Genomic DNA, 9,591 nt, shown 5'->3' with positions numbered 1-9,591 from the left:
CCCCGGCCCCCCCGCCACGGGCTTCCGGGTTGCCGGAAGCGTCAGTCCGCCGCCATCGGCATGCGCTGGCGGTTCAGCACGCTCATCACGTGGTCCTCGGCGGCGTCCACCGCCTGCTCGGTCTGCGCCGCGTCGAAGACGTGGCCGGTGCCGGGCTGCACGCGGTAGTCGATCTTGATGCCGCGCTGGGTGTTCAGCTTGTCCACCAGCTTCCGCACCGCGCTCTCCGGCACCAGCTCGTCCTCGGCGCCGTGCAGGATCAGCCCGGAGCAGGGACAGGGGGCCAGGAAGCCGAAATCGTAGTGGCTGGCAGGGGCGGCGATGGAGACGAAGCCGCCCATCTCCGGCCGGCGCATCAGCAGCTGCATGCCGACGTAGGAACCGAAGGAGTAGCCCGCCACCCACAGCATGGAGGCGGCCGGGTTCACCGCCTGGAGGAAGTCGAGCGCCGCCGCGGCGTCGCTGATCTCGCCGATGCCGCCATCGTACTTGCCCTGGGACCGGCCGACGCCGCGGAAGTTGAAGCGCAGCGTCGAGAAGCCCATCGCCTGGAAGCGCTGGTAGAGGGCGTGGACGACGCGGTTGTTCATGGTCCCGCCGTGCAGCGGGTGCGGGTGCAGGATCAGCGCCACCGGGGCGTTGCGGTCGCTGGCATGGTGGTAACGGCCTTCGAGCCGGCCATCCGGTCCGGCGAACATCACCTCAGGCATCGTACCTTCTGTTCCAATGTGCTGCGGCGGGCGGACCGGGGAACCGGGGGTGGGCGGTCGGCCTCGGCCGATGCGCCGCCAACCCCGGGGTCCCAAGCGCGCCCGTCGCTTGGTTGGGGAGCCGTGACCGGATGGCGCGCCGCAGCATGCCATGGCCGCAAACCCTCGCGGTACGCACCGCCCCGGCCGCCCCATGTCCCGTCGGGGTCGTCAGGAGACAACAGGCCTCCTCCGGCGACGCCGGGTCGCGGGATATCGGTCTGGCGGTCCGGCGCAAGGGCGCCCCGGGAAAGGCTCCCGATCCCCGAGGGTCGCGTTGCCCTATATAGGCGTCCGATCCGGGCTTTCATAACGGATTCAGGGCATGGGACCCATGCCGAGCCGCCCCGAGGCGAAATTTCCGATCAATCCGGGACGATCCGCCGCCCTCGCCTCGCGGCCCGGGGGCCTTGCCGGCGCCCCGGCCGGTCCATAGCTGGCGCGGGCGCCGGCCTCAATCAACCGGACCGGTCCGGCGCGCCGGTCCTCCGCCCGGGAACGGCCGGCGGCGAGGCCGGCGCGGCTTTCCGGGTGGCGCCGCCGGCGGTTTGCCGCCATGAACCGGGCCATTCGCAGCGCACCGGGTGTTCCGACGGCGACCGCATCCCCATCTCGGGGGCGGAAGGGATGGTCCGCGACAGGCAGGGGAGTGCGGCATGCGGCTATCGACCCGCGCCCGGTACGCGGTGATGGCGATGGTGGAACTGGCGGCGCGGCAGCGCCTGCCCGGATCCGGCCTGCTGGCCGGCGCGGCGCTGCGCGGCTGCGTGTCCCGCCGTCGCGCCGCGCGCGAGGCCGCCTGCGGGTCCGCCGAGGGACGCCCCGTCAGCCTGGCGGAACTGGCCCAGGCGCAGCTCCTGCCCCTGCCCTACATGGAGCAGCTCTTCGCCGGGCTGCGCCGCGCCGGGCTGGTCGTCGCCGTGCGCGGCCCCGGCGGCGGCTACCGGCTGACCCGTCCGGCCGAGGCGATCCGCATCGCCGAGGTGGTGGACGCGGTGGACGAATCCCTGCGCACGACGCGCTGCGAGGGGGACTCCCCCGGCTGCCTCGCCGGCCAGCGCTGCCTGGCGCACGACCTGTGGTCGGAGCTGGGCGTGCACATCCGCCTGTTCCTCGGTGCGCTCAGCCTCGCGGACGTGATCGAGTGCCGCGTGCTCGGCCGTGCGGCGGCGCCGCGCGACGCCCTGCCGACGGACGGCCACGCCGACATGCCCGCCCCGCCCCGGCAGGCCTCGGCCGGACCGCCCGCAGGCGATCCGGCGGACAGTCCCACGCGCGGCTCCACCGGTAGTCCCGCTGGCAATCCCGCTGGCAGCCCCCTTGGCAGCTCCCCTGGCACCCCCCCTGGCAACCGGGCCCCGGCCGGCGGGGGCCTGGACCGTCCGGCGTGACGCCGGCCGGCCTCTATCTCGACGCCAATGCCACGGAGCCGCTGCGCCCGGCCGCGCGGGCGGCCGCCCTGGCGGCGCTGGATCTGCTCGGCAATCCCTCCTCGGTGCATGCCGAGGGACGGGCGGCGCGCCGCGTGCTGGAGGCGGCGCGCGAGGCGGTGGCCGCCCGCTTCGGCGCCCGGCCGCGGGACGTGGTGCTCACCGCCGGCGGCACCGAGGCCAACGCGCTGGCGGTGCACGGGCTCGGGCGCGGAAGGCGGGTGCTGGTCGGCGCCACGGAGCATCCGGCGGTGCTGGCGGCGGCCGGCCCGGAGGCGGCGCGCATCCCGGTGCGGCCGGACGGCACGGTCGACCCGGCGGCGCTGGAGGCGATGCTCGCCGCCGGCCCGCCCGCCCTGGTCTGCCTGATGGCGGCCAACAACGAGACCGGCGTGCTGCACCCGGTCGCCGAGGCCGCCGAGGCCTGCCGCCGCCACGGCGCGCTGCTGCACGTGGACGCGGTGCAGGCGGCGGGGCGGGTGCCGGTGGACCTCGCGGCGCTCGGCGCCGACGGCCTGGCGGTGTCCGGCCACAAGCTGGGCGGGCCGAAGGGCGCCGGGGCGCTGCTGCTGCGGCCGGGGCTGGCGCTGCCGCCGCTGGTCGCGGGCGGCGGGCAGGAGCGCGGCCGGCGGGGCGGCACCGAGCCGCTGCCGGCCATCGCCGGGCTCGGCGCCGCCGCCGACGCGGCCGACCCGGCCTCCGCCGCCCGCCTCGCCGCGATGCGCGACACCATCGAGCGCCAGGCGTCGGCGATACGGCCCGACCTCGTCATCCCCGGCGCCGGCGCGCCGCGCCTGCCCAACACCACCTGCCTCGCCCTGCCCAGGGCGCCGGCCGAGACGCAGGTGATCGCGCTCGACCTCGCCGGCGTGCGGGTCTCGGCCGGGGCGGCCTGCTCCTCCGGCAAGGTGTCGGCGAGCCCGGTGCTGGCGGCGATGGGGCTCGGCGCGCTGGCCGGGAACGCCGTCCGCGTCTCGATTCCTTGGAACGCGCCGGAGGGGTCCGCGGAGGCCTTCGTCGCGGCATGGGCGGCCATGCAGAAGGCGCTCTCCCGCCGCGCCGCCTGATCCGCCATCTTCCCGCGCATGTCGACCCCCGCGACCGCGATCTACCTCGACAACCACGCCACCACCCCGGTCGATCCCAGAGTGCTCGCTGCGATGCGGCCCTGGTGGGAGGCGAATTTCGCCAACCCGCATTCGGTGGAGCACGCCATGGGCCGTGCCGCCGAGGCGGCCACGGAGACGGCGCGCGCCGAGGTGGCGGCACTGATCGGCGCCGAAGCGCGCGAGATCGTCTTCACCTCCGGCGCCACCGAGGCCAACAACCTCGCCATCAAGGGGGCCGCCCGCTTCGCCGCCGGGGTGGGCGACCCGCGCCGGCGCATCGTCACGCTGGCCACCGAGCACAAATGCGTGCTGGAGAGCGTGCGCGACCTGGAGCGCGAGGGGTTCGAGCCGGTGATCCTGCCGGTCGGGCGGGACGGTCTGGTCGACCTCGACCTGCTGCAATCGGCGGTCGACGCGCGCACCCTGCTCGTCTCCGTGATGGCCGTGCACAACGAGATCGGCGTGGCGCAGGACCTCGCCGCGATCGGCCACATCGCCAAGACCGCCGGCGCGCTGTTCCACACCGACGCGGCGCAGGCCGCCGGCCGCATCCCGCTCGACGTGGGCGAGATCCAGGCCGACCTGCTCTCGCTCTCGGCGCACAAGATCTACGGCCCCCGGGGCATCGGCGCGCTCTACGTGCGCCGCCGCCCGCGCGTGCGGCTGCTGCCCCTGTTCTCCGGCGGCGGGCAGGAGCGCGGGCTGCGCTCGGGCACCCTGCCGGCGCCGCTCGTGGTCGGCTTCGGCGAGGCGGCGCGCCTCGTCATCGACCAGCGCGGGCTGGACACGGCGCATGTCCGCCAGCAGCGCGACCGGCTGCTGGAGGCGCTGCGCCTCGGCGTCCCGGGGCTGCGCCTGAACGGCCATCCCGAGCGTCGGGTCTCCGGCAACCTCAACCTGACCTTCCCCGGCGGCGTGACGGCCGAGGCGATCATGGCGCGCGCCCCCGACCTCGCCCTCTCGACCGGCTCGGCCTGCTCGACGGCCGCCATCGAGCCTTCCTACGTGCTGCGCGCGATCGGGCTCGACGAGGCGGAGGCGCGCGCCACGCTTCGCCTCGGCCTCGGCCGCTTCACCACCCCCGAGGCGGTGGACCGCGCCGCCTCCCTGCTGATCGCCGCCTGGCGCGGCGCGCTGCAGGCGGCCGGCCAGCTGGGCGGCCATCCGGCGCCGCAGCCCAGGCAACCGGAAGGGCCCACGGGCATTGACGAACACCCGGGCGTCGGCGACATGGCCGCCCCCTCACCGATCGTCGCGGAGTAGCGAGACTGATGCCGAAGATGACCTTCGTCGAGCGCGACGGCACGCGCCGGGAAGTGGACGCGCCGCTCGGCCTGTCCGTGCTGGAGATCGCGCACAAGCATGGCGTGGACATCGAGGGCGCCTGCGAAGGCAGCCTCGCCTGCTCGACCTGCCACGTCATCGTGGATCCCGCCTGGTTCCCGAAGCTGGTGACGCCGACCGAGGACGAGGAGGACATGCTCGACCTCGCCTTCGACCTGCAGGAGACCTCGCGTCTCGGCTGCCAGCTCATCATGACCGATGCGCTGGACGGGCTGGTGGTGCGGCTGCCGGCCGGCTCGCGCAACGCCGGCGGCTGACGCGCCCTCCCCCGGCCCGGCCGCCCCACCCTCCCCGCCCTGGAGCGGATCGCCGTCGGGCGGAAACGCCCGGCGGCGTGAATCCGCGCCGGGAACAACGAGCTACGGCGAACCGCAGTCCCGACCGGACCGCGGTTCGCCGTGGAGCCGACCCAGCCTGACCGTATCAGGCCGGAACGGCTCCAGCCTTCGATCCGGCGCATTTTCCGAGCCGCCGAGCGAGGACGCTCAGCTTGAAAATGCCCCAGAGCCGATCCAGCCTGACTGTATCAGGTCGGAACGGCTCTAGCCGTTTGATTTATCGCATTTTCCGAGCCGCTGAGCGAGGACGCTCAGCTTGAAAATGCCCCAGAGCCGATCCAGCCTGACGGTATCAGGTCGGAACGGCTCTAGCCGTTTGATTTATCGCATTTTCCGAGCCGCTGAGCGAGGACGCTCAGCTTGAAAATGCTCTAACCTGCCCGCCCTAACCTGCCCGCCGGTACCGGGTCAGGCCGTCCGCGCCCGGCTCGGACACGATCAGGCCCTCGTGCGCCAGCCGGTTCAGGTGCGCCAGGGTCTCGCCGATGCCGAAGCCGAGCTGCCGCTCGTCCAGCGGCCGGCGGAACAGCGCGCGGGTCGCCTCCAGGCCGGTCAGCGGCTGCGCGCAGGCATCGAGCAGGCGCGCGAGGCGCTCGGCATGGTGCGCGGCCAGCGCGTCGATGCGCGCGTGCAGCCCGTGGAAGGGCTCGCCGTGCGAGGGCAGCACCAGCGTGTCCGCCGGCAGGTCGCGGAAGCGGTCGTTGGAGGTCAGGAACTCGCCGAGCGGGTCGGCTTCCGGCTCGCCGGCCTGCACGCCGACATAGGGCGTGATGCGCGGCAGGATCTGGTCGGCCGAGATCAGCACGCCGAGATCGGGGCTGTGCAGGCACACCATCTCCGGCGCGTGGCCGGAGCCGGTGCGGATGCCCCAGTCGCGCCCGCCCACCCGCAGCGTCGCCCCCGCCACCAACCGCTGGTAGGCGCGCGGGATGGGCGACACCGAGCGCGCGTAGAGCGCGCCGCGGCCGGTGAGGTAGTCGAGATAGTCCTGGCCGCAGCCGGCCCGCCGGTAGAAGGCGGCCTGGTGCGTCAGCATCGCCTCCTCCGTGTCGAGCGAGAGCCAGCGTGACTGGAGCCACTCGGTGCGGCTCATCAGCAGCGGCGCGCGCCAGCGGGCGCACATCCAGCCGGCGAGGCCCATGTGGTCCGGGTGGAAGTGGGTGATCAGCACGCGCGTCACCGGCCGCCCGCCCAGCCGCGTCCCGAACAGGTCCTCCCACAGCGCCGTGGTCGCCTCGTTGCGCACGGCGGTGTCGACCAGCAGCCAGCCCTCGCCGTCCTCCAGCAGCCAGACGTTCACATGGGTCGGCGGGAAGGGCAGCGGCATGCGCGCCCAGTGCAGGCCGGGCCGGACCTCCCGCAGCTCCCCCGGCGCGGGGATGTCGAGGGGCAGCGGGGCGATGGCGTTCATGGGCACGCTTCCTGATGGTTCGTCGGTTCGTACCATCATGGGGGCGCGGAGCCGACGGGCACCAGGGCACCGCCGCGCGTGGCTGCCCCGCCATGCCCGCTTCCGGTCGGCCGCCCTCTGTCACATCCTGGGGAGCGGCGTCGGCCGGGGCCGGCGGCAGGGAAGTGTCCGGGAGGAGGCGGGGATGGAGGATGGGATCGGGGGCCGCGGGGCCGGAACGGGCCGGCGCGCCGCGCCGGCCGGCGCGGCGGCGCTGCTGTCGCCGCTGATGCCGCCCGGCGGGCGGGCGCTGGCCCAAGGGACGGGCCGCCAAGGGGGCGGCCAGGACGCGGGCGACTGGCCGTCGCGGCCGGTGAAGGTGATCGTCACCTACCCGCCGGGCGGCGGCGCCGACACGGTGGCGCGCATCCTGTTCGCGCGGCTCTCGGAGACGCTGGGCCAGCAATTCGTGATCGAGAACCGCGGCGGCGCCGGCGGCACGATCGGCGCGCAGGCCCTGGCCCGCTCGACGCCCGACGGCTACACGCTGATGCACGACGCGACGGCCTTCTCGGTGAACCCCTCGCTGTTCCGCTCCCTGCCCTACGACGCGCGACGGGACTTCGCGCCGGCGTTCCTGGCGGTGGTGGTGCCGAACCTGCTGGTGGCGACGCCCTCCGTGCCGGTGCGCACCGTGGCCGACGTGATCGCCCTGGCGAAGAGCCGGCCCGGGGGGCTCGACTGGGCCTCGGCCGGCAACGGCAGCGCGCAGCACCTGGCGCTGGCGCTGTTCGCGAAGATGGCCGGCATCACGCTGAACCACGTGCCCTATCGCGGCGGCGGGCCGGCGCTGAACGACATCATCGGCGGGCAGATCAACTTCTTCTTCTCCAACGCCACCTCCTCCATCGGGCACGTGAAGTCCGGCGCGGTGCGCGGCATCGCCCATACCGCGACGGGCCGGATGGCGGCGCTGCCCGACCTGCCGCCCGTCGCCGATACGGTGCCGGGCTACGAGTGCCTGGAGTGGAACGGCGTCTTCGCCCCGGCGGCGACGCCGGGACCGGTCATCGCGAAGCTGAACGCGGCGCTGAACGCGGTGGTGGCGGAGCCGGCCATCGCCGAGCGCCTCGCCGGCCTCGGCGCGGCGACGCGGCCGAACACGCCCGAGGAATTCCGTGCCTTCCTGGAGAGCGAGATGACGAAGTGGGGCCGCGTGGTGCGCGAGGCCGGCATCTCGGTGGATTGAGGCCGGATCGCGGCGCGTCGGGAGTTCCGGCCCGTCCCGCGGCATGCCAGGATCGGGCGCATGGACAGCCTGCCGCCCGATCCCTACGCCATTACCACCCCCGAGGCGCTGGCCACCCATTACGGCGAGCCGAGCCAGCTCGTGCTGAACAAGGTCAGCGCGGTGGTGGACCCGACCTCCGCCGCCTTCATCGCGGCGAGTCCCTTCTGCATCCTCTCGACGGTCGGTCCGCGCGGGGTGCACGGCACGCCGCGCGGCGACGGCCCCGGCTTGGTGACGGTGCTGGACGAGCGCACCCTCGCCCTGCCCGACCGGCGCGGCAACAACCGCATCGACGCGCTGCGCGACGTGATCGACGATCCGCGCGTGGCGCTGCTGTTCCTGGTGCCGGGCAACGGCGAGACGCTGCGCGTCGGCGGCCTCGCCCGGCTCACCGCCGACCCGGCGCTGCGCGCCCGGCTCGCCATGGACGGCCGCGAGCCCGCCACGGTGATGCTGATCTCGGTGCGGGAGGTGTTCATGCAGTGCCGGCGCGCCGTCTCCCGCGCGAAGCTCTGGGCCGGCCGGGAGGCGCCGGCGGGGCTGCCCACGGCCGGGCAGATGATCGAGGCCCATACCGGCGGCCTGGTGGACGCGGCGACGGTGGATGCCCGGATGCCCGAGCTGGACGCCAACCTGTACTGACCGGTTGCCTTCGCCGGCCGCTTCCCGGCGGTCCGGGCCGGCGCGCGATTCACGCCGGCAGGGCAGTTGACGGGGACCGCCTTCGCGCCGTATCTCCCGCTGCCTCGCGTGGCCGGAGGGCGTGCCCTCCCGGTATGGCGGCCATAGCTCAGTTGGTAGAGCGCCAGGTTGTGGTCCTGGATGTCACGGGTTCGAGTCCCGTTGGTCGCCCCAAACGCCCCCTCGCCGACGCCCCGGCCGCTGCCGGCCTCCCCTCCCCTTCGCACCGTTCCCCTTCGCGCTGGCGTCCGGCCTGCGTAGCCTCGCCGCCGGGAACGCGATTCCGGGGAAGGAGACAGCATGCGGATCAGCCTCGAGGGACGGGCGGCCCTGATAACGGGCGGCTCCAAGGGCCTCGGCCTCGCCATGGCGCGCGCCTTCGCCGAGGCCGGCGGCGCCGTCGCCCTGGTGGCGCGCGGCGCCGATTCCCTGGCGGCGGCGAAGCGGGCGATCGAGTCGGTCGCGCCGGGCGCGCGGGTCGCCACCGTCGCCGCCGACATCGCGACGGCCGCGGGCTGCGAGGCCGCCTTCGCCGGCGCCGTCTCCGCCCATGGCAAGGTGGACATCGTGGTGAACAACGCCGGCACCTCGCAGCGCGGCCGCTTCGCCGAGGTGTCCGACGCGGTCTGGCAGGCCGATCTCGACCTCAAGCTGTTCGCCGCCATCCGCCTGACGCGGCTCGCCTGGCCGGGCATGGAGCAGCGGCGCTGGGGGCGGGTGATCAACGTGCTCAACATCGGCGCCAAGGCCCCGAAGGCCGGCAGCGCCCCCACCTCGGTCAGCCGCGCCGCCGGCATGGCGCTGACCAAGGTGCTGTCCCAGGAGGGTGCGCCGCTCGGCATCCTGGTGAACGCCATGCTGGTCGGCATCATCGAGAGCGACCAGTGGGTGCGCCGCCACGCCGCCGAGACGCGCGACATCTCCTGGGAGGAGTGGAAGGCCGAGCAGGGCAAGGCGGTGCCGCTCGGGCGCATCGGCCGGGCGGAGGAGTTCGCCAACCTCGCCCTGTTCCTGGCCTCGGACGCGGCGGGCTACGTGACCGGGACGGCGATCAACGTGGACGGGGGGAGCAGCCCGGTGGTGTGACGCGGCCGGCGCCGAGCCCTTTCCAAGGAGGGCTTTGCCCTCCTTGGGTATCCTCCCACCAAGGGGCGAAGCCCCCTTGGAACCCCCGTTCGGTTTTCACCTCCGACGGTTCAACCCGCGAGGCCGAAAAGCCGGCGGAGGTCCAGGAACCTGAGGTTCCTGGTGGGTGGGGT

Annotated in this window: 9 protein-coding genes and 1 tRNA gene; 8 read left to right on the top strand and 2 right to left on the bottom strand. The window is 74.4% G+C overall.

Annotated features, from left to right (window positions below; all coding sequences use genetic code 11):
* Window positions 1-41: 41 nt before the first annotated feature.
* Window positions 42-710 (bottom strand): alpha/beta hydrolase, encoded by a 669-nt coding sequence (locus M0638_RS06915; protein ID WP_248666232.1) that lies wholly within the window; start codon window positions 708-710, stop codon window positions 42-44.
* Window positions 711-1,405: 695 nt separating this feature from the next.
* Between M0638_RS06915 and M0638_RS06910 the strand changes: the two genes are divergently transcribed.
* From M0638_RS06910 to M0638_RS06895, 4 genes are read left to right on the top strand one after another with little or no spacing between them, the layout of a single operon-like run.
* On the top strand, window positions 1,406-2,140 hold the full coding sequence (locus M0638_RS06910; RefSeq protein WP_345893003.1) for an Rrf2 family transcriptional regulator: 735 nt from the start codon (window positions 1,406-1,408) through the stop codon (window positions 2,138-2,140).
* Complete coding sequence (locus tag M0638_RS06905) at window positions 2,137-3,246, top strand: cysteine desulfurase family protein (protein WP_248666231.1); 1,110 nt, start codon at window positions 2,137-2,139, stop codon at window positions 3,244-3,246. The genes M0638_RS06910 and M0638_RS06905 overlap by 4 nt, the downstream gene beginning before the upstream one ends.
* 18 nt (window positions 3,247-3,264) lie before the next feature.
* On the top strand, window positions 3,265-4,551 hold the full coding sequence (locus M0638_RS06900; protein ID WP_248666230.1) for a cysteine desulfurase family protein: 1,287 nt from the start codon (window positions 3,265-3,267) through the stop codon (window positions 4,549-4,551).
* Between the two features lie 8 nt (window positions 4,552-4,559).
* Window positions 4,560-4,889, top strand: coding sequence for a ferredoxin family 2Fe-2S iron-sulfur cluster binding protein (locus M0638_RS06895; RefSeq protein WP_248666229.1), 330 nt, complete (start codon window positions 4,560-4,562; stop codon window positions 4,887-4,889).
* Window positions 4,890-5,355: 466 nt separating this feature from the next.
* Here the strand turns inward: M0638_RS06895 and M0638_RS06890 are convergent, their stop codons facing one another.
* Window positions 5,356-6,381 carry an MBL fold metallo-hydrolase gene (locus tag M0638_RS06890; protein ID WP_248666228.1) on the bottom strand — a complete coding sequence of 342 codons (1,026 nt, stop codon included), beginning with the start codon at window positions 6,379-6,381 and terminating at the stop codon, window positions 5,356-5,358.
* Window positions 6,382-6,565: 184 nt separating this feature from the next.
* Between M0638_RS06890 and M0638_RS06885 the strand changes: the two genes are divergently transcribed.
* The 4 genes from M0638_RS06885 to M0638_RS06870 all read left to right on the top strand — a co-directional run bounded on the left by M0638_RS06885 (window position 6,566) and on the right by M0638_RS06870 (window position 9,418).
* Window positions 6,566-7,609: a tripartite tricarboxylate transporter substrate binding protein gene (locus M0638_RS06885; RefSeq protein WP_248666227.1), complete on the top strand. Its 1,044-nt coding sequence runs from the start codon at window positions 6,566-6,568 to the stop codon at window positions 7,607-7,609.
* A gap of 60 nt (window positions 7,610-7,669) precedes the next feature.
* Entirely contained in the window at window positions 7,670-8,293 is a 624-nt protein-coding gene (locus M0638_RS06880) for an MSMEG_1061 family FMN-dependent PPOX-type flavoprotein (RefSeq protein ID WP_248666226.1), read from the top strand.
* Between the two features lie 137 nt (window positions 8,294-8,430).
* Window positions 8,431-8,506 (top strand) — tRNA-His (locus M0638_RS06875).
* 126 nt (window positions 8,507-8,632) lie between these two features.
* Window positions 8,633-9,418 (top strand): SDR family oxidoreductase, encoded by a 786-nt coding sequence (locus M0638_RS06870; protein ID WP_248666225.1) that lies wholly within the window; start codon window positions 8,633-8,635, stop codon window positions 9,416-9,418.
* Window positions 9,419-9,591: the final 173 nt, after the last annotated feature.

Origin of the sequence: Roseomonas acroporae (genome assembly GCF_023223525.1) — a bacterium.
Lineage (GTDB): Bacteria > Pseudomonadota > Alphaproteobacteria > Acetobacterales > Acetobacteraceae > Roseomonas_E > Roseomonas_E acroporae.
Note: the sequence above shows the minus strand (reverse complement) of the source record. Positions and strands in the feature narration are given on the sequence as shown.

Excerpts from the sequence above, each read along its gene's own strand:
- M0638_RS06915 (WP_248666232.1), bottom strand. The coding sequence starts at position 710 with ATGCCTGAGGTGATGTTCGCCGGACCGGATGGCCGGCTCGAAGGCCGT.
- M0638_RS06910 (WP_345893003.1), top strand. The coding sequence starts at position 1,406 with ATGCGGCTATCGACCCGCGCCCGGTACGCGGTGATGGCGATGGTGGAA.
- M0638_RS06900 (WP_248666230.1), top strand. The coding sequence starts at position 3,265 with ATGTCGACCCCCGCGACCGCGATCTACCTCGACAACCACGCCACCACC.
- M0638_RS06895 (WP_248666229.1), top strand. The coding sequence starts at position 4,560 with ATGCCGAAGATGACCTTCGTCGAGCGCGACGGCACGCGCCGGGAAGTG.
- M0638_RS06890 (WP_248666228.1), bottom strand. The coding sequence starts at position 6,381 with ATGAACGCCATCGCCCCGCTGCCCCTCGACATCCCCGCGCCGGGGGAG.
- M0638_RS06885 (WP_248666227.1), top strand. The coding sequence starts at position 6,566 with ATGGAGGATGGGATCGGGGGCCGCGGGGCCGGAACGGGCCGGCGCGCC.
- M0638_RS06880 (WP_248666226.1), top strand. The coding sequence starts at position 7,670 with ATGGACAGCCTGCCGCCCGATCCCTACGCCATTACCACCCCCGAGGCG.
- M0638_RS06870 (WP_248666225.1), top strand. The coding sequence starts at position 8,633 with ATGCGGATCAGCCTCGAGGGACGGGCGGCCCTGATAACGGGCGGCTCC.